We start from the raw sequence: 24,412 nt of genomic DNA on the forward strand, positions 1-24,412 counted from the left end.
AATACGATAGCGCCATCTATCGCGATCGCATCTCCGGGGAGTATCACCATGCGCGTGCTCGTTCTTGGCAGCGGCGTCATCGGCGTGACCAGCGCCTATTACCTGGCCCGCGCGGGCCACGAGGTCACGGTCGTCGACCGCGAGGCCGGTCCTGCGCTCGACACGAGCTTCGCCAATGCCGGCCAGATCTCGCCGGGCTATGCATCGCCGTGGGCCGCGCCGGGCGTGCCGCTCAAGGCCATCAAGTGGATGTTCCAGCAGCACGCACCGCTGTCCATCCGCCCCGACGGCACCCTCTTCCAGTTGCAATGGATGTGGCAGATGCTGCGCAACTGCAACGCCGCCAGCTATGCCGAGAACAAGGAACGGATGGTCCGCCTGGCCGAGTACAGCCGCGACTGCATCCGCGCCCTGCGCGCCGAGACCGGCATCGCCTATGAAGGCCGCCAGCAAGGCACGCTGCAGGTGTTCCGCACCCAGCAGCAGCTCGATGGCGCCGCGAACGACATCGCGGTGCTCGAGCGCGCCGGCGTGCCCTACGAACTGCTATCGCGCGACGACCTCGTGCGCAGTGAACCGGGCCTGGCCTCCACCCGCCACAAGCTGGCCGGCGGCCTGCGCCTGCCCAACGACGAAACGGGCGACTGCCAGCTCTTCACCACGCGCCTGGCCGCGATGGCCGAGAAGCAGGGCGTGCGCTTCCGTTTCAACAGCCGCATCAACAGCCTGATCGTGCAGAACAATGCCGTACGCGGTGCGCTGGTCGATGGCGAAGCGATGACCGCCGACCTGGTGGTGGTCGCGATGGGCAGCTACAGCACGCCGTTCCTGAAGAACCTGGTGGGTGTGCCGGTCTATCCGCTCAAGGGCTTCTCGATCACCGTGCCGATGACCGATGCCGAGCGCAGCCCGGTCTCCACGGTGCTGGATGAGACCTACAAGGTGGCGATCACGCGCTTCGACGACCGCATCCGCGTGGGCGGCATGGCGCAGATCGTCGGCTACGACAAGCGCCTGGATCCGGGCAAGCGCAAGACGCTGGAGTTCGTCGTGAGCGACCTGTTCCCCGGCGGCGGCGACGTCTCGCGCGCCACGTTCTGGACCGGCCTGCGCCCGATGACGCCGGACGGCACGCCGATCGTCGGCCCGACGCCGGTGCGCGGCCTGTGGATCAACACCGGGCACGGCACGCTGGGCTGGACCATGGCGTGCGGCTCGGGCCAACTGCTGTCGGACCTCGTTTCGGGCCGCTCGCCCGCCATCCGCGCGGACGACCTGTCGGTCTATCGCTACCTGCGCGGCGGCCAGGCACCGGCGACCAAGCCTGCGCTGGCCTGAACGCCGGCGCGGCGCCAATGAGAAGGGAGGCCGAAGCCTCCCTTTTTTCATGCCGGCAACGCCGGCTCAGAACTGCGCTTCCGGCACGGCGCCGATGGTCTCGCCGCCCGACAGGACGCTCTGCGCGATCCCCGGGGCCTGCGTCAGCAGCACGTCGGCAAACACGCGCGCCGTGGCGATCTTGGCGCCGTAGAAGTTCGGATCGTCGCCCTCGCGGTCGAGCGCCGCCAGCAGTGCGCGCGCCATCTGCCAGCCCGACAGCACGATGCCGCACAGCCGCAGGTACGGCACGCTGCCGGCGAACACGGCATTGGGCTGCGCCTTGGTCTGCGCGACCACGAAGCGCACCACCGATTCCAGCGCCTCGCGGCCCGCGCCCAGGCGCTGGCGCATCGCCTCGCAATGCGCGCCGCCCTTGGCCGCCAACTGCGCTTCCACCCTGGCGATCTCGGCGCAGATGCCCAGCGCCACCGCACCGCCATCGCGCACCGTCTTGCGGCCGATCAGATCGTTGGCCTGGATGGCCGTGGTGCCTTCGTAGATCGGCAGAATGCGCGCATCGCGGTAGTACTGCGCGGCGCCGGTCTCCTCGATGAAGCCCATGCCGCCGTGCACCTGCACGCCGAGGCTGGTCACGTCGATCGACATCTCGGTGCTCCAGCCCTTCACGACCGGCACGAGGAATTCGTACAGCGCCTCGTTCTGCTTGCGCGTGGCGTCATCGGCAGCGTGGTGGCCGGCATCGCACGCGGCAGCGGCCACGTAGGCCAGCGCGCGGGCGCCTTCGGTCATGGCGCGCATGGTCAGCAGCATGCGCTTGACGTCCGGGTGGTGGATGATCGGCACTGCCTTGGCCGCCGAGCCATCCACCGGACGGCTCTGCACGCGCTCGCGCGCATAGGCCACAGCCTTCTGGTAAGCGCGCTCCGACACACCGATGCCCTGCATGCCGACCGCATAGCGCGCCGCGTTCATCATGATAAACATGTATTCCAGGCCGCGGTTCTCCTCGCCGACCAGCGTGCCGATGGCGCCGCCATGGTCGCCGAACTGCAGCACGGCGGTCGGGCTCGCCTTGATGCCGAGCTTGTGCTCGATCGACACGCAGTGCACGTCATTACGCGCGCCCAGCGAGCCATCCGCATTGACCAGGAACTTGGGCACCACGAACAGCGAAATGCCCTTCACGCCCTCCGGCGCGCCCGGCGTGCGCGCCAGCACCAGGTGGACGATGTTCCCGGCCATGTCGTGCTCGCCCCAGGTGATGAAGATCTTCGTGCCGAAGACCTTGAAGGTGCCGTCGCCCACCGGCTCGGCACGCGTGCGCACCAGGGCGAGGTCGGAGCCGGCCTGCGGCTCGGTCAGGTTCATCGTGCCGGTCCACTCGCCCGAGATCAGCTTCGGCACATAAAGCTGCTTCTGCGCCTCGCTGCCGGCCGTCAGCAGCGCCTCGATGGCGCCGTCGGTCAGCAGCGGGCACAGCGCGAACGACAGGTTGGCCGCGTTCAGCATTTCGATGCAGGCCGTGGCGATCAGCTTGGGCAAACCCTGGCCGCCGTATTCGACCGGATGCTGCACGCCCTGCCAGCCGCCCTGGCCGAACTGCTGGAAGGCTTCCTTGAAGCCCGCGCTGGCCGTCACCGTGCCATCCTTCCAGCGGCTCGGGTTGCGGTCGCCCTCCACGTTCAGCGGGGCGATCACCTCGCCGGTGAAGCGCGCGCTCTCCTCCAGCACGGCCTGCGCGGTGTCGGCGGTGGCCTCCTCGAAGCCGGGCAGCCTGGCGACGTTGTCCAGGCCGGCCAGTTCGTTCATTGCGAACAGCATGTCCTTGACGGGGGCTTGATAGGTCATGTCTCTCTCCAATCCCTCTATGAAAAAGCCGTTTCCAAACGGGTCGGAAACGGCTTCGGCGGCATGGCATGGTGGCGCTGTCGCGCCGCGCCCGGCGATCAGCCCAGCGCGGCCACCAGCTCGGGCACCAGGGTGTTCAGGTCGCCCACCAGGCCGTAGTCGGCCACCTGGAAGATCGGCGCCTCAGGATCCTTGTTGATCGCCACGATCACCTTGGAATCCTTCATGCCGGCCAGGTGCTGGATCGCCCCCGAGATGCCGACGGCGATGTACAGCTGCGGCGCGACGATCTTGCCGGTCTGGCCGACCTGGTAGTCGTTCGGCACGAAGCCGGCGTCCACCGCCGCGCGCGAAGCGCCCAGCGCGGCACCCAGCTTGTCGGCCAGCGGCGTCAGCACCTTGGTGTAGTTCTCGCCCGAGCCCACGCCCCGGCCACCCGATACGATGATCTTGGCGGCGGTCAGCTCCGGACGGTCGCTCTTGGTCACCTCGCGCGAGACGAACTGCGAGATGCCGGCATCGGCCACCGGCGTCAGGGCCTCGGTCGCTGCCGAGCCGCCCGTGGCGGCGGCCGCGTCGAATGCCGTGCCGCGCACGGTGATCACCTTCACCTGGTCGGCCGACTGCACCATGGCGATCGCGTTGCCGGCGTAGATCGGGCGCTCGAAGGTGTCGGGGCTGTCGACCTTGGTGATGTCGGACAGTTGCGCCACGTCCAGCTTGGCGGCCACGCGCGGCAGGATGTTCTTGCCGTAGGCGGTGGCGGGCGCCAGGATGTGGCTGTAGCTGCCGGCGACGGCCAGCGCCTGCTCGGCGACGTTCTCGGCCAGGCCGTCGGCGAACTGGGGCGCGTCGGCCACCAGCACCTTGGCCACGCCGGCGATCTGCGCGGCGGCCTGCGCGGCGGCGGCGCAGCCCGCGCCGGCCACCAGCACGTGGACCTCGCCGCCGCATTGCAGCGCGGCGGTCACGGTGTTCAGCGTCGCGGCCTTGATGGATTGGTTGTCGTGTTCAGCAATAACGAGTGCGGTCATCTTGATCTGCCTGTTCGGTGTGCTTGAAAGACGTGCGGAATGCGGCTGGCCGCCTCACAGCACCTTGGCTTCCGTCTTGAGCTTGGCCACCAGCGTCGCCACGTCGGGCACCATCACGCCGGCGCTGCGCTTGGGCGGCTCGGCCACCTTGAGCGTCTTCAGGCGCGGCGCCACGTCCACGCCCAGGTCTTCCGGCTTGACCGTGTCCAGTTGCTTCTTCTTGGCCTTCATGATGTTCGGCAGCGTCACGTAGCGCGGCTCGTTCAGACGCAGGTCGGTGGTGACCACCGCCGGCAGCTTGACCGACAGCGTTTCCAGGCCGCCGTCCACTTCACGCGTGACCGAAGCGCGGCCGTCGTCGATCTGCACCTTCGAGGCGAAGGTGGCTTGCGGCAAGCCGGCCAGCGCCGCCAGCATCTGGCCGGTCTGGTTCGCGTCGTCGTCAATCGCCTGCTTGCCCAGGATGATCAGCTGCGGCTGTTCCTTGTCGATCAGCGCCTTGAGCAGCTTGGCCACGGCCAGCGGCTGCAGCTCTTCGCCGGTCTCGACCAGGATGCCCCGGTCGGCGCCGATGGCCATGGCGGTGCGCAGGGTCTCCTGGCACTGCGCCACGCCGCACGACACGGCGATCACTTCGGTGGCCACGCCCGCTTCCTTCAGGCGCACCGCCTCTTCCACGGCGATTTCGTCGAACGGGTTCATGCTCATCTTGACGTTGGCAAGATCGACACCGCTGCCGTCCGACTTCACGCGAACCTTCACGTTGTAGTCAATCACGCGCTTGACTGCGACCAGGACTTTCATGCGCTCACTCCACTATTGATAAGAGAATTTTGCAAAACGCCGGCCATTATACGGGCGGCCGGTCGGCCGCGTTATTTTTACGAACGGTCGTGCTATTTTAACCGCGAAAAATTGCCGGACACCATAGGCTCGCCCGGCAATCGGCTTGGTAGAGCCCTCTAACAGATTGGGAAGTGCTCACCAGGCCACAATGACGGCATCCTTGTACTTCGTCTTCACGAACGCCTTGACCGCGTCGGAATGATACGCCTTGACCAGCTTGGCGACCCAGGGCTGGTCCTTGTCGGCGGCGCGCACGGCGATCACGTTGGCATACGGACCCTTCGGGCTTTCGATGGCGATGCCGTCCCGGGTCGGGTCCAGGCCGGCCTTCTCGGCATAGTTGCCGTTGACGGCGGCTGCATCCAGGTCATCCAGCGAGCGCGGCAGCTGGGCGGCATCGAGCTCGACGAACTTCAGCTTCCTGGGGTTCTCGGCCACGTCGCGCGGCGAAGCCTTGAACCCGGCGTTCGGCTTGAGCTTGATCACGCCCTGCGCCTGCAGCAGCAGGAGCGCGCGGCCGCCGTTGGTCGGGTCATTGGGCAGGCCGAAGCGTGCGCCGTCCTTCAGGTCCTTGAGCGACTTGATCTTCTTCGAGTAGACGCCCATCGGGAAGGTGATGGTCTGGCCGACGCTGACGAACTTGTAGCCGCGCGTGGCGATCTGGTCGTCGAGGTACGGCTGGTGCTGGTAGCTGTTGGCGTCGAGATCGCCGGCGGCCAGCGCGGCGTTGGGCTGGATGTAGTCGTTGAACTCGACGATCTGCAGCTTCAGGCCATCCTGTTCGGCGACCTTCTTCACCGCTTCCATGATCTCGGCGTGCGGGCCGGCGGTCACGCCGATCTTGATCGGCTTGCCCTGCGCCAGCGCGCCCCCGGCAGCCAGTGCCAGCGCGGCCCCCAGGCCTGCAGACCATTGCAGCAGTTGACGGCGATTCATGAGACTCCCTCGGTTGTCTGTCGATTGAATGATTAACGGTGGCTCAGGCGACGGACCAGCCAATCGCCGGTCGATTGCACCGCCTGCACAAAGACGATCAGGATGACGACCACCGCCAGCATGATGTCCGATTCGTAGCGCTGGTAGCCGTAGCGGATGCCCAGATCGCCCAGGCCGCCGCCGCCGATGGTGCCGGCCATGGCCGAGTAGCCGACCAGGCTGACGAAGGTGATGGTCAGGCCGGCGAGGATGCCCGGCATCGCTTCGGGCAGCAGCACCTTGTAGACCAGCTGGCCGGTGGTCGCGCCCATCGACTGGGCCGCTTCGATCAGGCCGCGGTCCACTTCGCGCAGCGCGGTCTCCACCAGGCGCGCGATGAACGGGATCGCCGCGAGCGTCAGCGGCACGGTGGCCGCCGCCGTACCGATCGAGGACCCCGCCAGCAGGCGCGTGAGCGGAATCACCGCCACCAGCAGGATGATGAACGGCACCGAACGGACCGCGTTGACGATCAGCCCGGCGATGCGGTTGAACGCCGGCGCCGACAGCACGCCGCCCGGCCCGGTCAGGTACAGCAGCACGCCCAGCGGCACGCCGAACAGCGCACCGATGCCGCCGGACACGCCCACCATGGCGAGCGTTTCGCCGAAGGCCGGCAGAAACAGATCGGTCAGGTCAGACCACATGGTTGATCTCCTCGACCACCACGCCTTGCTCGCGCAGGAAGTGCATCGCGTTGTCGATGTCGGCGGATTCGCCCGAAGCCAGGATCGCCAGCGAGCCGAAGGCCTGGCCCTGGATCTCGTCGATATGGCCGTGCAGGATGTTGAAATCGAGCCCGTAATTGCGGATCGCCTGGGCCAGCACCGGCTGGTCCACGCCCGCGCCGGTGAAGGCCAGCCGGAACAGGTGGTCACGCCCGCCCCGTTCGCGCGCCGCCACCAGGCGGCTTTCCACGCGCGCCAGCACGGACGGCGGCAGCTCCTGCGAAATGACCTCGCCGATCAGCGCGCGGGTCACGTCATGCCTGGGCTTCAGGAACACGTCGATCACGCGGCCGAGCTCCACCACGCGGCCGGCATCGAGCACCGCCACGCGATCGCACACCTGCTTGATGACTTCCATCTGGTGCGTGATCAGCACGATGGTCAGACCCAGCTCGCGGTTGATCTTGCGCAGCAGGTCGAGGATGGAACGCGTGGTCTCCGGATCCAGCGCGGAAGTCGCTTCGTCCGACAGCAGCACGTCCGGCTGGCTCGCCAGCGCCCGAGCGATGCCCACGCGCTGCTTCTGGCCGCCGGAAATCTGCGCCGGATAGCGGTCCTTGTGCGCGTCCAGGCCGACCAGCTCCAGCAGCGGCAGCACGATCTCGCGGATGCGCTCGCGCGGCGTGCCGGCCAGCTCCAGCGGCAGCGCCACGTTGTCATACACCGTGCGCGACGACAGCAGATTGAAGTGCTGGAAGATCATGCCGATCTTGCGGCGCGCCTGGCGCAGGCCGTCGGCATTCAATGCGGTGAGGCTCTGGCCCGCCACGGTGACGGTGCCCGAAGTCGGCCGGTTCAGCAGGTTGATGACGCGCACCAGCGTGCTCTTGCCCGCGCCGCTACGGCCGATGATGCCGAAGATCTCGCCTTTGTCGATGGACAGGTCGACGTCGCGCAGCGCGTGGACGTCGGTGCCGCCCGCTCCCCGAAAGTGCTGCGATATCCCCTTGAGTTCGATCATGCGTTACATACAAAAACGGCAACTCGCTGGATCGCAGGCGGTTGCCGTCTCTTTATCGTTGGAATGAGGCGCTAGTGTAAGGCAGGCCCTACATGCGCTGAACGATTTTTTGACGATGTCTTTATTACTTTTACAAATGTTGAGGACAATTCGTCTTCATAGCTCGGCCAGGGCCTTCACGTGGGCCACCACGCTACGCCCGAGCGCGCTCAGGTTGTAGCCGCCTTCCAGGCAGCTGACGATGCGGCCCTTGGCATGTGCGCGCGCCACCTGCATCAGTTGCCGGGTAATCCAGGCGTAGTCCGCCTCGACCAGGCCCATCTGGCCGAGATCGTCCTCGCGGTGCGCATCGAAGCCGGCGGAAATGAACAGCATCTCGGGCCGGAATGCGTCCAGGCGCGGCAGCCAGATCGTCTCGACCACTTCGCGCACGGTCAGGCCGTTGGTGTAGGCCGGCAACGGGATGTTGACCATATTGGCCGCCACGCCCTCCGTGCCGGAATACGGATAGAACGGGTGCTGGAAGAAGCTGCACATCAGCACGCGCGGCTCGTCGCGGAAGGCCGCTTCGGTGCCGTTGCCGTGATGGACGTCGAAGTCGACGATGGCCACGCGTGCGAGCCCGTGATGATCCAGCGCATGGCGCGCGGCCACGGCCACATTGTTGAAGAAGCAGAACCCCATGGCCCGGCCCGGCTCGGCATGATGGCCGGGTGGACGCACACAGCAGAAGGCGTTCTCCAGCGCGCCGGCGATCACCTTGTCGGTGGCCTGCACCGCTGCGCCGGCCGCCAGCACCGCCGCCATGTAGGTGTGCGGGTTCATCGCCGTGTCGGGATCGATCGGCGCATAACCGGCGATCGGCACGCTGGCGACCAGTTCGCGCACGTATTCGGGACGATGCACGCGGCACAGCTGCGCCTCGGTGGCCGGCGGTGCCTCGCATGGCACGAGGAACTGCTCGATGCGGCTCGCGATCAGTTGATCTTCGATCGCACGCAAGCGGTCGGGACACTCGGGGTGGTGGTGCCCCATCTCGTGCTTGAGGAATTCAGGATGCGTGTAGAGGCCGGTCGCCATGTTGGTGTTGTGTGCCGGTGCGTCGTGGTGTCTCCAGCCGTTACGTTAGCACGGCCGTGCCGGGGCGGCCGGCGGACCCATCCGCTACAATGCCCCGGTCTCGTCCTGCGCATGCCCATGAGCCAAACGTCCCCCTCCCGTCGTCCCGTGCTGCGCGCCCTGATGGCGGGTGCCGCACTCTCCACGCTTTCCCTGTCTTCGCTGTCGCTGGCCGCGCGCGCTGCCAGACGCCGCGTCGCCGTGCACGAGGAGGAGATCGACCCGGACCGCTATCGCAACAATCCGCAGACGCAAGCCTTCATCGGCACGCTGGTGGCCGAACACAACTTCGACCGCGCCGCGCTCGACGCGCTGTTTGCCGGCACCGCTTATTCCGCCACGGTGGCGCGGCTGATCCTGCCGCCGCCCACGCCGGCGCGCCGCAGCTGGACGGCCTACCGCGGCCGCTTCATCGAGCCGGTGCGGATCGGCGCCGGCGTGGAATTCTGGCAGCAATACGGCGACACACTGCGCCGGGCCGAAGCCGAGTTCGGCGTGCCGGCCGACGTGGTCGTCGGCATCCTCGGCGTGGAGACGATCTACGGCCGCGACATGGGCAACTTCCGCGTGATGGATGCGCTCACCACGCTCGCCTTCGACTACCCGGACACGCCCAACCGCGAAGAGCGCAGCACCATGTTCCGCAACCAGCTGAAGGACTTCCTGCTGTGGTGCCGCGACACCGGGACGGATGCCTTCTCGGTGCTGGGCTCGTACGCCGGCGCGGTCGGCATTCCGCAGTTCATGCCGGCCAGCATCCGCGAATATGCCCTCGACTACGACCGCGACGGACGCATCGACCTGCGCAACAGCGCGGTGGACGCCATCGGCAGCGTCGCGCACTTCCTGCAGATGCATGGTTGGGAGCCCAACCGCCCGGTGATGTGGAACATCGCGGGCGACACCGACAGCCAGGGCATCGCGGCGGCGGCAGCCGATGGCCAGCCCTATCCACGCATGACGCTGTCCCGGCTGACGCGCGCCGGGCTGGCCCTGGCCCCCGGCGTCGATGCCGCCCGCGAGCAGGAGACCGATGTGCTTGTGGTCGACCTGCCCTCCCCCGGCCTGCCGACCGAATACCGCGTCGGCCTGCGCAATTTCTATGTGCTGACGCGCTACAACCGCAGCTTCTTCTACGCCGCCGCGGTGTACGAGCTGGGCCAGGCGGTCCGTCAGGCCATGCGGGGCTGAAGCCGGGTCGCGCACCGGCGCACCGCAAACAAAAAGCGCAGCCCTGGCTGCGCTTTTTTCATGCCGATGCGTGGTGCCGCTCAGGCCGGAAACACGCCGGTGGACAGGTAGCGGTCGCCCCGGTCGCAAACGACAAAGACGATGGTCGCGTTCTCGACCGCCTCCGCCACCCGCAGCGCCACGCACAGCGCGCCCGCCGCCGAGATGCCGCAGAAGATCCCTTCCTCGCGCGCCATGCGACGCGCCATGTGCTCGGCATCGGACTGCGAGACCGACTCGGTACGATCGATGTGCTTGGGATCGTAGATCTTCGGCATATACGCCTCCGGCCACTTGCGGATGCCGGGAATGCGCGAGCCTTCCGCCGGCTGCGCGCCGACGATCTGGATGGCGGGATTCTTCTCCTTCAGGAACCGCGAGACGCCGGTGATGGTGCCGGTCGTGCCCATCGCCGAGACGAAATGGGTAATGCGCCCTTCGGTGTCGCGCCAGATTTCCGGGCCGGTGCCTTCATAGTGCGCCAGCGGATTGTCGGGATTGGCGAACTGGTCGAGGATGACGCCCTTGCCGTCCCGCTCCATCGCGTCGGCCAGATCGCGGGCGTACTCCATGCCGCCCTTGACCGGCGTCAGGACGATCTCCGCGCCGTACGCCGCCATGCTCTGGCGGCGCTCAACCGACAAGTCCTCCGGCATGATCAGTACCATCTTGTAACCGCGGATGGCAGCAGCCATCGCCAGCGCGATGCCGGTATTGCCCGAGGTGGCTTCGATCAGCGTGTCGCCCGGCTTGATGCGGCCGCGCGTCTCGGCATGCTTGATCATCGAAAGCGCCGGACGATCCTTGACCGAGCCGGCCGGATTGTTGCCCTCGAGCTTGCCGAGGATCACGTTGCCGCGTCGCGCGTTGTCCTCGCCGGGAATGCGCTGGAGCCTGACCAGCGGCGTATTGCCGATGGTGTCTTCGATGGTGGGATAAGCCATGGTGCGTATCGGATGGAATCGGGGCATTGTAATGCAGCGCGGCAACCCTGCTGGCGACAGGCTCATCGCGCCGCCCCGCGCGGGCGGGGCATCGGCGGACCGCTTATTTCTTCCTCGCGTCCCTGGCGTCCTTCCTGGCCGGGGTCGGAACGGCACCGCCCTTGCCGAAGGCCAGGCCCTCGTTCTGCAACTTGGCGAGCGACTTCTCGCCGATGCCCGGCACGCGCGCCATGAAGTCGGCGGCGTCCTTGTAGGGACCGTTCTTGGCACGCTCTTCGACGATCGCCTTGGAGCGCTTCGGGCCGACGCCGGACAGCGTTTCCAGCGCGGACTGATCGGCCGTGTTCACGTCGACGGCCGCCCATGATGCCGACAGCGCGGACAGGCACATCAACGCGGCGGCCAACAGCTTCTTCAACATGGATTCCTCCTGGGATGAACGATTGAAAGGACCGCCACACGGCGTGGCGGCTTCAATGCATCTTAGGGAGGACAGCAGGCCGGGAGGCCCGCGCCAACGAAAAGTAACGAACCGTCCGATCGCCGGTCGTCAGGCCGGCTGGGCCATCAGCCAGCGGCAGTAGCGCGCCACGCCTTCCTGCACGGTCAGGAACGGCGCGCTGTAGCCAGCCGCGCGCAGCTTGCCCTGGTCGGCCTGGGTGAAGCACTGGTATTTGCCGCGCAGCGCATCAGGAAATTTCACGTATTCGACCAGGCCTTCCTGCGCCAGCTCTTCGGTCGAGAGCGCCGGTTTGCCTTCGGCCTCGCGCAGGGTGTTCACCACGGTGGTCGCGATGTCGTTGAACGGCTGGGCGCGGCCGGTACCGAGGTTGAAGATGCCCGACTTGTCCGGATGGTCGAAGAAGAACAGGTTGACCTTGACCACGTCCTCCACCGACACGAAGTCGCGCATCTGGCCACCCTGCGGATAGCCGTTGTACTCGCCGAACAGCTTGACGGTGCCTTCCGTGCGGAACTGGTTGAAGTTGTGGAAGGCCACCGACGCCATGCGCCCCTTGTGCTGCTCGCGCGGGCCGTAGACGTTGAAATAGCGGAAGCCAACGATCTGCGACAGCGCGCCCGGCAGCGTGCGGCGCACGATCTGGTCGAACAGGAACTTGGAGTAGCCGTACACGTTGAGCGGCTTCTCGAACTCGCGGTCCTCGCGGAAGGTGTCCGACGCGCCGTAGGTGGCCGCCGACGACGCGTAGAGGAACTGCACGCCCTGGTCCAGGCAGGCCTTCATCAGCGCGAGCGTGTACCGGTAGTTGTTCTCCATCATGTAGCGGCCGTCGGTCTCCATGGTGTCGGAGCAGGCGCCCTCGTGGAAGATCGCGCGGACCTTGCCGAAGTCGCCGCGCGCAAAGCGCTCGACGAACTCGGTCTTGTCCAGGTAGTCGCTGATCTCGCAGTCGACCAGGTTCCTGAACTTGTCGGCGCGGGTCAGGTTGTCGACCGCGATGATGTCGGTCTCGCCGCGGTCATTGAGGCCCTTGACGAGGTTGGCGCCGATGAAGCCGGCCGCGCCGGTCACGATGATGGTCATGATGCTTGATTGAAGAGTTCTGCGTAGGTGACGACGGCGGTACCCAGCTTGCCGACCACGATGCCGCCCGCACGGTTGGCGTACTGCACGGCTTCCTTGATGTTGGCGCCTGCGCCCAGCAGCGTCGCCAGCGTGGCGATGACGGTGTCGCCCGCGCCGGACACGTCGTACACCTCGCGCGCCTGGGCCGACACATGCAGCACCTCATGCTCGGTGTAGAGCGTCATGCCCTCTTCCGAGCGCGTCAGCAGCAGCGCCTCGAGCTGCAGTTCGCGGCGCAGGTTCTGCGCGCGGATGGTCAGGTCGGCCTCGGTCTTCCAGCTGCCGACCACCTGCCGCATCTCGGCGCGGTTGGGCGTGATCATGGTCGCGCCCTTGTAGCGCGAGTAGTCGTCGCCCTTCGGATCGACCAGCACGCGGCGGCCGGCCTGGCGCGCCGCCTCGATCATCTTGGCGACATGCGTGAGCCCGCCCTTGCCGTAGTCGGACAGCACCACCACGTCGTGTTCGGGCAGCAGCGTGCCGAAGCGGTCCAGCACCGATATCAGCACTTCATGCGTCGGCGGGTTCTCGAAATCGACGCGGATCAGCTGCTGCTGGCGTGCCAGCACGCGCAGCTTGATGGTGGTGTTGACGCTCGGATCGCGGTGCAGATGGCTGCGGACATGGCTGGCGTCGAGCAGCGCCTCGATGGTGCGGCCCGGCTCATCCTCGCCGATCACGCCCAGCATGCCAGCCTGCGCCCCCAGCGCGGCCACGTTGCGCGCCACGTTGGCGGCGCCGCCCAGCCGTTCGTCCGAGCGCTTGATCTGCACCACCGGCACCGGGGCTTCGGGCGAAATCCGTTCGACATCGCCGAACCAGTAGCGGTCGAGCATCATGTCGCCCACCACGAGGATGCGAGCGGCATGGATCTGTTCGGAAGCGAGCGTGGTCTTGGTCATGGCTGCGGGCAAAAGCGGCCCTCCGGTTACTGCGAAGGCGATTGGGTGGAGCGCCCGATGGCCTGGTATTCGAACCCCGCGTCGCGCATGGCTTGCGGCTCGAACAGATTGCGGCCGTCGAACACCATCGGCGACTTCAGCAATGCCTTGACGGCGTTGAAGTCGGGGCTGCGGAATGCCTTCCACTCGGTCACGATGACGAGCGCGTCGGCATGCTTGAGCGCATCCATCTGACCCGCGCAGAACGTCACGCGTTCCAATTGTTCGGGCGACAAGTCGATCGCCAGCGCATGGCGGGCCTCCTCCATCGCCACCGGATCATAGACCTGCACGCGGGCGCCGCGCGCGAGCAGCGCGGCGATCACGATGCGGCTCGGCGCCTCGCGCATGTCGTCGGTGTTCGGCTTGAATGCCAGGCCCCAGATGGCGAAGGTGCGCCCGGACAGGTCTTCGCCCAGCCGGTCGACGATCTTGCCGACCAGCACTTCCTTCTGCTTGTCGTTGACGGCCTCGACCGCTTCCAGCACGTGCAGCGTCTGGCCGTGCTCCTGGGCGGTCCGCACCAGCGCCTGCACATCCTTCGGGAAGCACGAGCCGCCGTAGCCCGTGCCCGCGTAGAGGAAGCTGTAGCCGATACGCGGATCCGAGCCGATGCCCAGTCGCACCAGCTCGATGTCGGCACCGACCTTGTCGGCCAGGTTGGCCATCTCGTTCATGAACGAGATGCGCGTGGCCAGCATCGAGTTGGCGGCGTACTTGGTGAATTCGGCCGAACGCACGTCCATGTAGAACGTGCGCTCATGGTTGCGGTTGAACGGTGCGTACAGCGCGCGCATCGTGGCCTTGGCGCGCAGGCCGGGTTCGTCGGCGTAGGTGCCGAGCACGATGCGGTCCGGGCGCATGAAATCGTCCACCGCCGCCCCCTCCTTCAGGAACTCGGGGTTCGACACCACCGAGAAGCCGATGCCGGACTTGCCGCGCGCGGCCAGGGCCTCGGCCACCACGGCGCGAACCTTGTCGCCGGTGCCCACCGGCACGGTGGACTTGTCGACGATCACCTTGAAGCCGTCCATGTGCTCGGCGATGCTGCGGGCGGCCGCCAGCACGTATTTCAGGTCGGCCGAGCCGTCTTCGTCGGGCGGCGTGCCCACGGCGATGAACTGCACGTCGCCGTGCGCCACGCTGGCTGCCACGTCCGTCGAGAACTGCAGGCGGCCCGCCGTGCGGTTGCGGTCGATCAGCTCCTTCAGGCCCGGCTCGTAGATCGGTACGCCGCCGGCGTTGAGCAGATCGATCTTCTTCTGGTCGACGTCGAGGCAGAACACGTCGTTGCCCAGCTCCGCCAGGCACGCGCCGGTGACCAGGCCGACATAGCCGCTACCGATGATGGTGATTCTCATGCGAATAATTCAAAAGTTGAAAACGTGCCGGCGCGGCCCCGTGGCCACGCCGGACTGAATTACATGCTGGCGCCACCGCTGCCGCCGAGCGCTTCGGTACGGCGCGGCGCGTAGGTTTCCCAGCGGTTGCAGCCCGGACATTGCCAATAGAACAGGCGCGCTCGGAAGCCGCACTCCTGGCAGGTGTAGCGGGCCAGGTTGCGGGTGCGGCTCTGCAGCAGGTCGCGGATGGCGCCGAGGTCTTGCGCGCGCTGGATGTCGGCGTTGCTGCCGGCTTCCACCGGATCGGCCAGCGCACTGTCACTGATGGGCGCGGCAACCGCCGCGGCCTCGTGGCTCACTGCTTCGGAGGCGCGCGTCGCCTCGGCTTCGACCAGGCGCGTGAGCGCCATCAGCGAAGGCTGGCGGCGGATCTGCTCGCGCATCAGCGCGACGGCATCGTCGATGCCGTGCACGTCCAGCTCATAGCGGTAGACGACGTCCAGCAGCTCGGGGCCAAGGCGCGCGTCCATCTTGGAGCGCAGCCAGGCCAGGCCTTCGGCGGCACGGCCGAGCTGCGCGAAGGCTTTCATCAAGCGCTCGGCCACCAGCGGCAGGAAGGCCGGGTTCTGCTGCTCGATGCTGCGCCAGCGCTTGATCGCGCCTTCGGTATCGCCCTTGCCCAGCGCCACGTCGCCCAGCTGGATGGTGGCGCGCACGTTCTTCGGGTTCTCCTGCAGGGCGCGCTCAAGCCATTCGACGGCAGCCGACACGTCCTTGCGCTGCAGCGATTCCTGCGCCAGCTCGCAGCAGAACTGGGCGATCTGCACCGAATAGTCCTGGCCCTGCAGCGTCTGCAATTCGCGCGCGGCATCGATCGCCTTGCGCCACTCTTTCTCGACCTCGTACAGCTCCAGCAGCACACGCTTGGCCGGCTCGGCAAACACGCCTTCCATCAGCATGCGCAGCGATTCTTCGGCACGGTCCAGCAGGCCGGCACGCAGGAAATCCTGGCCCAGCTCATACAGCGCGTGGTCGCGCTCGTTGGCCGGCAAGTCCGGCCGGTTGACCAGGTTCTGGTGCACGCGGATGGCGCGCTCGGTTTCGCCGCGGCGGCGGAACAGGCTGCCCAGCGCGAAGTGCAGCTCGGTGGTTTCGGGGTCCAGGCGCGCGACTTCGATGAAGGCGTCGATCGCCTTGTCCGGCTGCTCGTTGAGGAGGAAATTCAACCCCTTGAAATAGGAGCGCGGCAGCGACGCCTGTTCGGTCAGCAGTTGTCGGGCATCCAGCCGGGCCGCCACCCAGCCCAAGCCGAACACCAGGGGGATGGCCAGCAGCCACCAGAGATCAAAATCCATGCGTCAGACCTTGGGGCCGGGAACGTGGTAGGGAGAATCGGCGGCGACCGGCACCTTCGGCTCGACGGCCTCCTCGGCCTTCATGCGACCGAGCTGCCTGCGCAGCCGGCTGGCGGTGAACCGGTGCCGCATCACGCGCGGCGCCATCGCCAGCATGGCCAGCAGCAGGCCGGCCACGAAAAACGCCAGGGCGATCAGGATCAGGGGCGCATGCCAGACAACGCCGAACGGCAGCACAAGCGAGACTTCCGCCGTGTTGTGCAGCGCAAGCACGAAAAGCAGCACAAACAACAGGATGCGGACGACCCAGACGAACAATTTCATGCGGTTTCGGGAACGGACGGCGACGCGGAGACCCGCGCAGCGCGTGATGGCCGGGTTGTGCCGCATTGTAGCGGATTCGGGTTGGGCCCAGCCACGCGCCAAGGCCCCGGCGGCACGTCCGCGCCATAAAAAAAACGCCCCGGGAAAACCAGGGCGTTCTTGAAACCACTGTGCAACACGCAAGGCTCAGCGCGACATGACCAGCGTCGGCGTCGCTTCCGCCGGGAAACCGGCGGCATGGTGACCGCCGGCCTGCCGCGCCGCCTTCACAGCCGTCAGCGACACGGGCTCGCCCTCCGAAGAGGAATCGCCCTGCCGCTCGAGGCTGCGGTCGACCCGTTCGCGCAGCTCCTTGCCCGCCTTGAAGTGCGGCACCCGTTTTTCGGGCACCAGCACCTTCTCGCCGGACTTGGGGTTGCGCCCGACGCGCGGTGGACGCCGATTCAGGCCAAAGCTGCCGAACCCGCGAATCTCGATGCGATGGCCGTCCGCCAAGGCGTCGGACATCGCATCCAGGATCGTCTTGACCGCGATGTCCGCATCCCGCAGCAGCAGCTGCGGAAAGCGGGCGGCCAATTTTTCCACGAGTTCGGACTTGGTCATGGGCATCGTGCGCGCGTCCTCGGGGCGTGACTCGGTGGATGCTTACTGATTGGTTTCGTTCAGCTTGGCCTTCAGCAGCGCGCCCAGGTTCGTGGTACCGGCGGTACCGGTGTCCTGCGCGAACTTCTGCATGGCTTCCTGCTGGTCGGCGCTGTCCTTGGCCTTGATCGAAACGTTGATGTTGCGCGACTTGCGATCGATGTTGACGATCATCGCGGTCATCGTTTCGCCTTCCTTCAGCACGTTGCGGGCATCTTCCACGCGGTCGCTCGAGATTTCCGAGGCACGCAGGTAGCCTTCCACGTCGTCAGCCAACTGCACCACGGCGCCCTTCGGATCAACGGCCTTGATCGTGACGGACACGATCGAACCCTTGTCGTTGGCCGAGATGAAGTTGTTGAACGGATCGCCCGACAGCTGCTTGATGCCCAGCGAGATGCGTTCCTTCTCGACGTCGATGGCCAGCACCACGGCTTCCACTTCGTCGCCCTTCTTGTACTTGCGAACGGCTTCTTCGCCGGTTTCTTGCCACGACAGGTCGGACAGGTGCACCAGGCCGTCGATGCCGCCCGGCAGGCCGATGAACACGCCGAAGTCGGTGATCGACTTGATCTGGCCGGCCAGCTTGTCGCCCTTCTTGTGGTTGCGAGCGAAGTCGTCCCACGGGTTGGCCTTGCACTGCTTCATGCCCAGGCTGATACGACGCTTGTCTTCGTCGATGTCCAGGACCATGACTTCCACTTCGTCGCCCAGCTGGACAACCTTGGACGGGGCCACGTTCTTGTTGGTCCAGTCCATTTCCGACACGTGCACCAGGCCTTCGATGCCGGCTTCGATCTCGACGAACGCGCCGTAGTCGGTCAGGTTGGTCACCTTGCCGAACAGGCGGGTGCCTTGCGGATAGCGACGCGAGATACCGACCCACGGATCTTCGCCCAGTTGCTTGACGCCCAGCGAGACGCGGTTCTTCTCTTGGTCGAACTTGAGGATCTTGGCGGTGATTTCCTGGCCAACCGACAGCACTTCGCTCGGATGACGCACGCGACGCCATGCCAGGTCGGTGATGTGCAGCAGACCGTCGATGCCACCCAGATCCACGAATGCGCCGTAGTCGGTGATGTTCTTGACGATACCGTTGACGATCGCGCCTTCCTTCAGCGTTTCCATCAGCTTCTGGCGCTCTTCGCCCAGCGTGGCTTCCACCACGGCGCGGCGCGACAGCACAACGTTGTTGCGCTTGCGGTCCAGCTTGATGACCTTGAATTCGAGGGTCTTGCCTTCGTACGGCGTGGTGTCCTTGATCGGACGCACGTCGACGAGCGAACCCGGCAGGAATGCACGAATACCGTTGACCATGACGGTCAGGCCGCCCTTCACCTTGCCGGTCACGGTACCGGAGATGATCTCGCCGGATTCCAGTGCCTTCTCAAGGTTCAGCCACGAAGCCAGGCGCTTGGCCTTGTCGCGCGACAGGATGGTGTCGCCGTAGCCGTTTTCCAGTGCGTCGATCGCGACCGAAACGTAGTCGCCGACTTGCACTTCCAGCTCGCCCTGATCGTTCAGGAATTCTTCGACCGGAACAAAAGCTTCGGACTTCAGGCCCGCGTTCACAACGACGAAGTTGTGGTCGATACGCACAACTTCCGCAGAGATCACTTCACCCGCCTTCATATTGGAACGGGCGATCGACTCTTCGAACAGGGCGGCAAAAGATTCGTTAGTTTGGGACATAAAAATAGGCATCCGCAGAACATGCCTCGCATTGCTTTCGCTCAGGATGGGCGAAGACACGCATGCGGGGTTACGAGTTGAACAACCGCCGGCAAATCGCTGAAGCGACTCACCGGCACCGAACGGACCAGCCGACGGTTCAGCGCGCCTTGACGCCCTGCACTTGCCGATACCAGTCCAGCACCTGCGCGACCACCTCATCGACCGACATGTCGGACGAATCGAGCAACCGCGCCGCTTCCGCCGGCCGCAGCGGCGCGACACTGCGGGTGCGATCCCGCAAATCACGCGCTTCCAAGTCCCGCGAAAGACTTTCCACTGTAGCAGAAAACCCCTTTGCAATCAATTGTTTATAGCGTCTCTCGGCACGCGCCTGCACGCTCGCCGTCAGGAATACCTTGAGCACCGCCTCGGGAAAAATCACCGTTCCCATGTCGCGCCCATCGGCCACCAGCCCCGGCGCTTCGAGGAAGGCCCGCTGACGTGCGCGCAACGCCTCGCGCACCGGCCCGTGCACCGCGATCGCCGAGGCCTGGTTGCCGACCGACTCATGGCGCAGGGCCAGGCTCACATCCTCGCCCTTGAGCCAGATGTGATCCGCCTTGAAGCGCACATCGAGCTCCGATGCGATCCGCACGAGGCTGTTGACGTCGTGATCGTCGATGTTCTCGCGGATGCTGACGAACGCTACCAGGCGGTACAGCGAACCGCTGTCGAGATAATGGAACCCCAGCAAATCGGCGATCTGGTGCGCGACCGTGCCCTTGCCGGACGCGGTCGGACCGTCGATGGCGATGACCGGGTACGCGGTAAAAGCAGCAACGTCAGACATGATGATTGGCGGTTAATTGCGTTTCAGGCGGCGATTCCGCCGAACGCCGTGAAGTATTCGGGGAACGTCTTGGCCACGCAGCGCGGGTCATTGATGCGTACCGGCACCGGGCCGAAGGCCGCCAGCGAAAAGGCCATCGCCATGCGGTGATCGTCGTAGGTGTCGATCCCGCCGGCAGGCGCGGTCCAGTGCGACGGCGGGGTCACGCGGATGTAGTCGGTGCCCTCTTCCACCGCGGCGCCAAGCTTGCGCAGCTCGGTGGCCATCGCGGTCAGCCGGTCGGTCTCCTTGACGCGCCAACTGCCGATGTTGGTCAGCGTGGTGGTGCCATCGGCGAACAGCGCGGCCACCGCCAGCGTCATGGCGGCGTCGGGGATGTGATTGCAGTCGAGCTCCAGCGCATGCAGCTTGCCGTCGTCGCGCTCCACGCCGCGCACTTCGATCCAGTTGTCGCCGGCCATGACGTTGGCGCCCATGCGATTGAGCGCATCGGCAAAGCGCACGTCGCCCTGGATGCTCGACATGCCGACCCCTTCCACGCGCACCGGCCCGCCGCCGAGCGCGCCCGCCGCCAGGAAGTACGACGCGGACGACGCGTCGCCCTCGACAAAGATCTCGCCCGGCGCACGGTAAGCCACGCCGGTCGGCACGCTGAACGACGCCCAGCCGTTGCGCTCGACCTGTACTCCGAAGCGCGCCATCAGGTTGAGCGTGATTTCGATGTACGGCTTCGAGATCAGCTCGCCGACCACCTCGATGGTCACCGGCCGACCGCTCCCCTCCACCAGCGGCAGCGCCATCAGCAGCGCGGTCAGGAACTGGCTCGACACATCGCCGCGCACGCGGATCGGCGCGTCGATCCGGATGGAGGCCGCGCGGATCGCCAGCGGCGGGAAACCTTCATTGCCGGTGTAGTCGATGCGCGCGCCGACTTGCCGCAGGCCGTCGACCAGATCGCCGATCGGCCGCTCGTGCATGCGCGGCACGCCGTGCAGCGTGTACTCGCCGCCCTGCAGCGCCAGGGCCGCCGTCAGCGGGCGGATGGCGGTGCCGGCGTTGCCCATGAACAGATCGGCGGACTTGGCCGGGAAACGACCGCCCGTGCCGGTCACGCGATAGGCGTTGGCGGTGCCGAGGGGCTCGCATCGCACGCCGAGCGTGTCGAGCGCGGCCAGCATCACGCGGGTGTCGTCGGAATCGAGCAGGTCGCGCACGACGGTCTCGCCCTCGGCGAGGGCGGCCAGCAGCAGCACGCGGTTGGAGATGCTCTTCGAGCCCGGCAGCTTGACCGTGCCGCGCGCCGCCTTCAGCGGACCGACGTCGAGGTGTTCCATGGATCCAGTCAGAGAGAAACGTTATTCGGGTTGTGTGGCGGAGGCCGCGCGCTGCGGCCAGGCCAGGCGCGCTTCGCTTGCGCGGCGGAACACGCGCTCGAGCGCTTCAGCGTCGCGCTCGGCGATCATCGCCTTCAGGCGGCCCACCACGGCTTCATAGGTGGTCAGCTCGCGCAGCAGCGCCTCGCGGTTCGACAGGCAGATGTCGCGCCACATCTCGGGCGACGACGCGGCAATGCGGGTGAAATCGCGGAAGCCGCCGCCGGCGAAATCGAGCTTGAGCGCGGCGTCCTCCGCATTGATGATCTGCGCAACCAGCGCGTACGAAAGCACATGCGGCAGATGGCTCACCGCGGCAAACACGGCATCGTGCTGCACAGCCGACATCACATGGCAATACGCCCCCGCGGCATCCCACATCGCCTGCACGCGGGCGACGTCGGCGCGGCGGTTTTCCTGCAGCGGGCACAGCACGGTCTTCTTGCCGACATAGAGATCGGCCAGCGCCGCTTCGACGCCATTGAGCTCGCGCCCGGCGATCGGGTGCGCCGGCACGAACTGGCTGACCTGGTCGCCCAGCGCCGTCTTGGCCGCCATGATGACGTCGGACTTGGTGCTGCCGGCATCGGTGACAATGGTGTCCGGCCCCAGGTGCGGCTGCATCGCGAGCAGCAGCGGCAGCGTCTGCGCCACGGGTGCGCACAGCACGACCATGTCGGCGCCGCGCACCGCAGCTTCCATCGGCAACGCCTCGTCGATCACCCCCAGGCGGACCGCCGCCTCCAGCGACGACCCCGACCGCCCGACGCCGATGACCTGCCCGACCACGCCCGCGCGGCGCAACGCCAGCGCCAGCGAACCGCCGATCAGGCCGACACCCACGATCACCAACCGGGAACTGGAAAAAGAAGAGGCCACAACACTGCCCTGCCAGAAAAAAGCAAAGCGGCATTGTAGCCCGATGTGCATCGCGCCCGATGTGCCGGCCGCGACCGCCTTGCGACGCGCTGCCGGTCAGGCGGCGGCCTCGGCCTGCGCCAGCGCCGACTCCAGCGCAGCGATGCAGGCGGCATTCTCCTCCGGCAGCCCGATGCTGATGCGCAGCCACTGCGGCAGGCCATAGTTGCCCACCGGCCGCACGATCACGCCCTGCTTGAGCAGCGCCAGATTGACGCGCGCGCCCGCATCCGCATCGTCGCCGACACGGACCAGCACGAAGTTACCCGACGACGGCACGTATTCCAGCCCGAGGCGCGCAAACGCCTGCGTCAGCTGCGCATAGCCCGCGGCATTCAGTTCGGCCGATCTGCGCAGGAATTCGGTGTCGCTCAGCGCGGCGACAGCTGCGGCCTGCGCGAGGCTGTTGACGTTAAACGGCTGGCGGATCCGGTTGAGTAGCGCCGTCAGCTGCGGCTGCGCGATGCCGTAGCCGACACGCAGGCCGGCCAGCCCGTAGGCCTTGGAGAACGTGCGCGACACCAGCAGGTTCGGATACCGACGCACCCACGCGATCGAGTCGTACTGTTGCTCGGGCTTGAGGAATTCGTTGTACGCCTCGTCCAGCACGACGACGACCGTCGGCGGCACCTTGGCCAGGAACGCAGCGATCGCGTCGGCCGGCAGGAAGGTGCCGGTCGGATTGTTCGGGTTGGCGACGTAGATCAGGCGCGTGTCCGGCGTGATGGCGGCGGCCATCGCGTCCAGATCGTGGCCATAGTCGCGGGCCGGCACCTCGACGGCCCGTGCACCGACCTCCTGCGCCGCCAGCGCATACACGGCAAACGCATGCTGCGCGTAGATCACGCCCTGCCCCGGTGCCACCAGGGCGCGCGCAGCGAGTTCGAGGATGTCGTTGCTGCCGTTGCCGAGCGTGATCCAGGCCTCCGGCACGCCGAACTTCGCGTGCAGCGCGGCCTTCAGGCTGAAACCGTTGGCGTCCGGATAGCGCGCCAGCCCATCGATGGCAGCCGTCATTGCCACCCTGGCCGATGCCGGCATGCCCAGCGGGTTCTCGTTGGACGCCAGCTTGACGATGCGCGCCGCCTCCAGACCGAACTCGCGCGCGACTTCGGAAATCGGCTTGCCGGTCACATAGGGGGCAATGGCACGGACATATTCGGGGCCGAACTGCAACGACATGGGGCTGCTCCTCTGGTATCGGCGCCCCGCCCGTGCGGGGCTCTTCTTTCTGAATCCCTCAGCGTGCCGAGGGATAGGACCCCAGCACTTTGAAATACGCGGCGTCGTGGCGCAGCTTCTCCAGCGCGCGCGCCACCTGCGGGTCGCGCTGGTGGCCTTCCACGTCGACGTAGAAGTAGTACTCCCACGCGCCGCTGCGCGCGGGCCGCGACTCGAAGCGGCACATCGACACGCCGTTCTCGGCGAGCGGCGCCAGCAGCCGGTAGACCGCCCCGGCCTCATTCGGCACCGAGAGGATCAGCGAGGTCTGGTCGCGCCCGCTCGGCTCGGTCTCGTAGTTGCCGATCACCACGAAGCGTGTGCGGTTGTGCGGGTCGTCCTCCACGTTGGCCCGCACCACGTGCAGCCCATAGCGGTTGGCCGCCTGCACGCTCGCCAGCGCGGCGACGGTCTCGTCTTCGCCGGCCATGCGCGCGGCCTCGGCGTTGCTCGACACCGCCTCGCGCGCCAGGTTCGGGTAGTTCGTGTTGAGCCAGCGCTGGCACTGCGCCAGCGCCTGCGCATGCGCCCGCACCACCTTCACCTGCGACATGTCGCCGGTCTTGTGCAGCAGGTTGTGGTGCACCCGCAGCGCGATCTCGCCGCTGATCTTCAGCGACGTCTGCAAGAACAGATCGAGCGTGCGCGACACCACGCCCTCGGTCGAATTCTCGACCGGCACCACACCGCAATCGACCGTGCCGGCCTCTGCCGCGCGGAACACCTCGTCGATACTCGGGCACGGCATCGGCTGGATCTCGTGGCCGAAGTGCGCGAACACGGCTTGCTCCGTGAACGTGCCCACCGGGCCGAGATAGCCGATGCGCAGCGCCTGCTCCAGGCCCCGGCATGCCGACATCACCTCGCGCCAGATGGCCGCGATGCTCTCGCCGTGCAGCGGCCCCGGATTGCCCGACTGCATCTTGCGGATGACCTGCAGCTCGCGGTCCGGCCGGAATGCCGGCGACGCGTAGTGCTTCTTCACCTCGCCCACGGCCTGCGCCACCTTGGCGCGGTCCGACAGCAGGGTGAGCAGTTGGCTGTCGATGGCATCGATCTGCGCGCGCAGGGGTGCCAGCTCCGCCGCCAATGCGGCGTCCTTGTTTTGACTCGTTTCGTCTGACTGACTGGTCATTGTAGAGATCGGGTTCGGCAAC

23 protein-coding genes are annotated in these 24,412 nt (G+C 66.7%); 2 read left to right on the forward strand and 21 right to left on the reverse strand.

What is annotated here, in order from left to right:
* Positions 1-48 precede the first annotated feature (48 nt).
* Complete coding sequence (locus GO999_RS11795; protein WP_211906240.1) at positions 49-1,338, forward strand: D-amino acid dehydrogenase; 1,290 nt, start codon at positions 49-51, stop codon at positions 1,336-1,338.
* Between the two features lie 66 nt (positions 1,339-1,404).
* Here the strand turns inward: GO999_RS11795 and GO999_RS11800 are convergent, their stop codons facing one another.
* The 7 genes from GO999_RS11800 to GO999_RS11830 all read right to left on the reverse strand — a co-directional run bounded on the left by GO999_RS11800 (position 1,405) and on the right by GO999_RS11830 (position 8,813).
* The gene (locus GO999_RS11800; protein WP_016723335.1) at positions 1,405-3,189 is read right to left on the reverse strand and encodes an acyl-CoA dehydrogenase; all 1,785 of its coding nucleotides are present in this window, start codon (positions 3,187-3,189) and stop codon (positions 1,405-1,407) included.
* Between the two features lie 98 nt (positions 3,190-3,287).
* A complete protein-coding gene (locus GO999_RS11805) occupies positions 3,288-4,223 on the reverse strand; it encodes an electron transfer flavoprotein subunit alpha/FixB family protein (protein ID WP_019717815.1) in 936 nt (311 codons plus the stop codon).
* Between the two features lie 54 nt (positions 4,224-4,277).
* On the reverse strand, positions 4,278-5,027 hold the full coding sequence (locus GO999_RS11810; RefSeq protein ID WP_167798227.1) for an electron transfer flavoprotein subunit beta/FixA family protein: 750 nt from the start codon (positions 5,025-5,027) through the stop codon (positions 4,278-4,280).
* Between the two features lie 177 nt (positions 5,028-5,204).
* Positions 5,205-6,005, reverse strand: a complete 801-nt coding sequence (locus GO999_RS11815) for a MetQ/NlpA family ABC transporter substrate-binding protein (protein ID WP_011000874.1) — start codon at positions 6,003-6,005, stop codon at positions 5,205-5,207.
* A 32-nt stretch (positions 6,006-6,037) separates the two neighbouring features.
* Positions 6,038-6,691 (reverse strand): methionine ABC transporter permease, encoded by a 654-nt coding sequence (locus tag GO999_RS11820; RefSeq protein WP_016723338.1) that lies wholly within the window; start codon positions 6,689-6,691, stop codon positions 6,038-6,040.
* Positions 6,681-7,733 carry a methionine ABC transporter ATP-binding protein gene (locus GO999_RS11825; protein WP_011000872.1) on the reverse strand — a complete coding sequence of 351 codons (1,053 nt, stop codon included), beginning with the start codon at positions 7,731-7,733 and terminating at the stop codon, positions 6,681-6,683. Before GO999_RS11825 ends, GO999_RS11820 begins: the two co-directional genes overlap by 11 nt.
* Before the next feature lie 156 nt (positions 7,734-7,889).
* Entirely contained in the window at positions 7,890-8,813 is a 924-nt protein-coding gene (locus GO999_RS11830) for a histone deacetylase family protein (RefSeq protein WP_011000871.1), read from the reverse strand.
* A gap of 117 nt (positions 8,814-8,930) precedes the next feature.
* Between GO999_RS11830 and mltB the strand changes: the two genes are divergently transcribed.
* Positions 8,931-10,043 (forward strand): lytic murein transglycosylase B, encoded by a 1,113-nt coding sequence (mltB, locus tag GO999_RS11835; RefSeq protein WP_029240257.1) that lies wholly within the window; start codon positions 8,931-8,933, stop codon positions 10,041-10,043.
* Between the two features lie 80 nt (positions 10,044-10,123).
* Here mltB and cysM read toward each other — a convergent pair whose 3' ends face one another.
* The 14 genes from cysM to pheA form a co-directional block, all read right to left on the reverse strand.
* The gene (cysM, locus tag GO999_RS11840; RefSeq protein WP_011000869.1) at positions 10,124-11,026 is read right to left on the reverse strand and encodes a cysteine synthase CysM; all 903 of its coding nucleotides are present in this window, start codon (positions 11,024-11,026) and stop codon (positions 10,124-10,126) included.
* Positions 11,027-11,129: 103 nt separating this feature from the next.
* Complete coding sequence (locus GO999_RS11845) at positions 11,130-11,447, reverse strand: ComEA family DNA-binding protein (protein WP_011000868.1); 318 nt, start codon at positions 11,445-11,447, stop codon at positions 11,130-11,132.
* 129 nt (positions 11,448-11,576) lie between these two features.
* The gene (gene rfaD / locus GO999_RS11850; RefSeq protein WP_011000867.1) at positions 11,577-12,572 is read right to left on the reverse strand and encodes an ADP-glyceromanno-heptose 6-epimerase; all 996 of its coding nucleotides are present in this window, start codon (positions 12,570-12,572) and stop codon (positions 11,577-11,579) included.
* Positions 12,569-13,516: a D-glycero-beta-D-manno-heptose-7-phosphate kinase gene (rfaE1, locus tag GO999_RS11855; protein ID WP_019717811.1), complete on the reverse strand. Its 948-nt coding sequence runs from the start codon at positions 13,514-13,516 to the stop codon at positions 12,569-12,571. Before rfaE1 ends, rfaD begins: the two co-directional genes overlap by 4 nt.
* 26 nt (positions 13,517-13,542) lie before the next feature.
* Complete coding sequence (locus GO999_RS11860; RefSeq protein ID WP_016723343.1) at positions 13,543-14,916, reverse strand: UDP-glucose dehydrogenase family protein; 1,374 nt, start codon at positions 14,914-14,916, stop codon at positions 13,543-13,545.
* Positions 14,917-14,975: 59 nt separating this feature from the next.
* Positions 14,976-16,253: a lipopolysaccharide assembly protein LapB gene (gene lapB / locus GO999_RS11865; protein ID WP_019717810.1), complete on the reverse strand. Its 1,278-nt coding sequence runs from the start codon at positions 16,251-16,253 to the stop codon at positions 14,976-14,978.
* A 3-nt stretch (positions 16,254-16,256) separates the two neighbouring features.
* Positions 16,257-16,577 carry a LapA family protein gene (locus GO999_RS11870; RefSeq protein WP_016723344.1) on the reverse strand — a complete coding sequence of 107 codons (321 nt, stop codon included), beginning with the start codon at positions 16,575-16,577 and terminating at the stop codon, positions 16,257-16,259.
* Between the two features lie 186 nt (positions 16,578-16,763).
* Positions 16,764-17,186: an integration host factor subunit beta gene (locus tag GO999_RS11875; protein ID WP_016723345.1), complete on the reverse strand. Its 423-nt coding sequence runs from the start codon at positions 17,184-17,186 to the stop codon at positions 16,764-16,766.
* A 36-nt stretch (positions 17,187-17,222) separates the two neighbouring features.
* A complete protein-coding gene (gene rpsA / locus GO999_RS11880; RefSeq protein WP_211906241.1) occupies positions 17,223-18,911 on the reverse strand; it encodes a 30S ribosomal protein S1 in 1,689 nt (562 codons plus the stop codon).
* Between the two features lie 139 nt (positions 18,912-19,050).
* A complete protein-coding gene (gene cmk, locus GO999_RS11885; protein WP_011000860.1) occupies positions 19,051-19,743 on the reverse strand; it encodes a (d)CMP kinase in 693 nt (230 codons plus the stop codon).
* Positions 19,744-19,766: 23 nt separating this feature from the next.
* A complete protein-coding gene (gene aroA / locus GO999_RS11890; RefSeq protein WP_011000859.1) occupies positions 19,767-21,077 on the reverse strand; it encodes a 3-phosphoshikimate 1-carboxyvinyltransferase in 1,311 nt (436 codons plus the stop codon).
* Positions 21,078-21,098: 21 nt separating this feature from the next.
* Positions 21,099-21,995 (reverse strand): prephenate dehydrogenase, encoded by an 897-nt coding sequence (locus GO999_RS11895; protein WP_023470323.1) that lies wholly within the window; start codon positions 21,993-21,995, stop codon positions 21,099-21,101.
* A 96-nt stretch (positions 21,996-22,091) separates the two neighbouring features.
* Positions 22,092-23,216: a histidinol-phosphate transaminase gene (gene hisC / locus GO999_RS11900; protein ID WP_016723348.1), complete on the reverse strand. Its 1,125-nt coding sequence runs from the start codon at positions 23,214-23,216 to the stop codon at positions 22,092-22,094.
* 58 nt (positions 23,217-23,274) lie between these two features.
* Entirely contained in the window at positions 23,275-24,390 is a 1,116-nt protein-coding gene (gene pheA / locus GO999_RS11905; RefSeq protein ID WP_019717806.1) for a prephenate dehydratase, read from the reverse strand.
* Positions 24,391-24,412: the final 22 nt, after the last annotated feature.

It is taken from the genome of Ralstonia nicotianae, from assembly GCF_018243235.1.
Lineage (GTDB): Bacteria > Pseudomonadota > Gammaproteobacteria > Burkholderiales > Burkholderiaceae > Ralstonia > Ralstonia nicotianae.

What these genes read in the sequence shown, in the direction of transcription:
- GO999_RS11795 (WP_211906240.1), top strand. Translation starts at nt 49, where the DNA reads ATGCGCGTGCTCGTTCTTGGCAGCGGCGTCATCGGCGTGACCAGCGCC.
- GO999_RS11800 (WP_016723335.1), bottom strand. Translation starts at nt 3,189, where the DNA reads ATGACCTATCAAGCCCCCGTCAAGGACATGCTGTTCGCAATGAACGAA.
- GO999_RS11805 (WP_019717815.1), bottom strand. Translation starts at nt 4,223, where the DNA reads ATGACCGCACTCGTTATTGCTGAACACGACAACCAATCCATCAAGGCC.
- GO999_RS11810 (WP_167798227.1), bottom strand. Translation starts at nt 5,027, where the DNA reads ATGAAAGTCCTGGTCGCAGTCAAGCGCGTGATTGACTACAACGTGAAG.
- GO999_RS11815 (WP_011000874.1), bottom strand. Translation starts at nt 6,005, where the DNA reads ATGAATCGCCGTCAACTGCTGCAATGGTCTGCAGGCCTGGGGGCCGCG.
- GO999_RS11820 (WP_016723338.1), bottom strand. Translation starts at nt 6,691, where the DNA reads ATGTGGTCTGACCTGACCGATCTGTTTCTGCCGGCCTTCGGCGAAACG.
- GO999_RS11825 (WP_011000872.1), bottom strand. Translation starts at nt 7,733, where the DNA reads ATGATCGAACTCAAGGGGATATCGCAGCACTTTCGGGGAGCGGGCGGC.
- GO999_RS11830 (WP_011000871.1), bottom strand. Translation starts at nt 8,813, where the DNA reads ATGGCGACCGGCCTCTACACGCATCCTGAATTCCTCAAGCACGAGATG.
- mltB (WP_029240257.1), top strand. Translation starts at nt 8,931, where the DNA reads ATGAGCCAAACGTCCCCCTCCCGTCGTCCCGTGCTGCGCGCCCTGATG.
- cysM (WP_011000869.1), bottom strand. Translation starts at nt 11,026, where the DNA reads ATGGCTTATCCCACCATCGAAGACACCATCGGCAATACGCCGCTGGTC.
- GO999_RS11845 (WP_011000868.1), bottom strand. Translation starts at nt 11,447, where the DNA reads ATGTTGAAGAAGCTGTTGGCCGCCGCGTTGATGTGCCTGTCCGCGCTG.
- rfaD (WP_011000867.1), bottom strand. Translation starts at nt 12,572, where the DNA reads ATGACCATCATCGTGACCGGCGCGGCCGGCTTCATCGGCGCCAACCTC.
- rfaE1 (WP_019717811.1), bottom strand. Translation starts at nt 13,516, where the DNA reads ATGACCAAGACCACGCTCGCTTCCGAACAGATCCATGCCGCTCGCATC.
- GO999_RS11860 (WP_016723343.1), bottom strand. Translation starts at nt 14,916, where the DNA reads ATGAGAATCACCATCATCGGTAGCGGCTATGTCGGCCTGGTCACCGGC.
- lapB (WP_019717810.1), bottom strand. Translation starts at nt 16,253, where the DNA reads ATGGATTTTGATCTCTGGTGGCTGCTGGCCATCCCCCTGGTGTTCGGC.
- GO999_RS11870 (WP_016723344.1), bottom strand. Translation starts at nt 16,577, where the DNA reads ATGAAATTGTTCGTCTGGGTCGTCCGCATCCTGTTGTTTGTGCTGCTT.
- GO999_RS11875 (WP_016723345.1), bottom strand. Translation starts at nt 17,186, where the DNA reads ATGCCCATGACCAAGTCCGAACTCGTGGAAAAATTGGCCGCCCGCTTT.
- rpsA (WP_211906241.1), bottom strand. Translation starts at nt 18,911, where the DNA reads ATGTCCCAAACTAACGAATCTTTTGCCGCCCTGTTCGAAGAGTCGATC.
- cmk (WP_011000860.1), bottom strand. Translation starts at nt 19,743, where the DNA reads ATGTCTGACGTTGCTGCTTTTACCGCGTACCCGGTCATCGCCATCGAC.
- aroA (WP_011000859.1), bottom strand. Translation starts at nt 21,077, where the DNA reads ATGGAACACCTCGACGTCGGTCCGCTGAAGGCGGCGCGCGGCACGGTC.
- hisC (WP_016723348.1), bottom strand. Translation starts at nt 23,216, where the DNA reads ATGTCGTTGCAGTTCGGCCCCGAATATGTCCGTGCCATTGCCCCCTAT.
- pheA (WP_019717806.1), bottom strand. Translation starts at nt 24,390, where the DNA reads ATGACCAGTCAGTCAGACGAAACGAGTCAAAACAAGGACGCCGCATTG.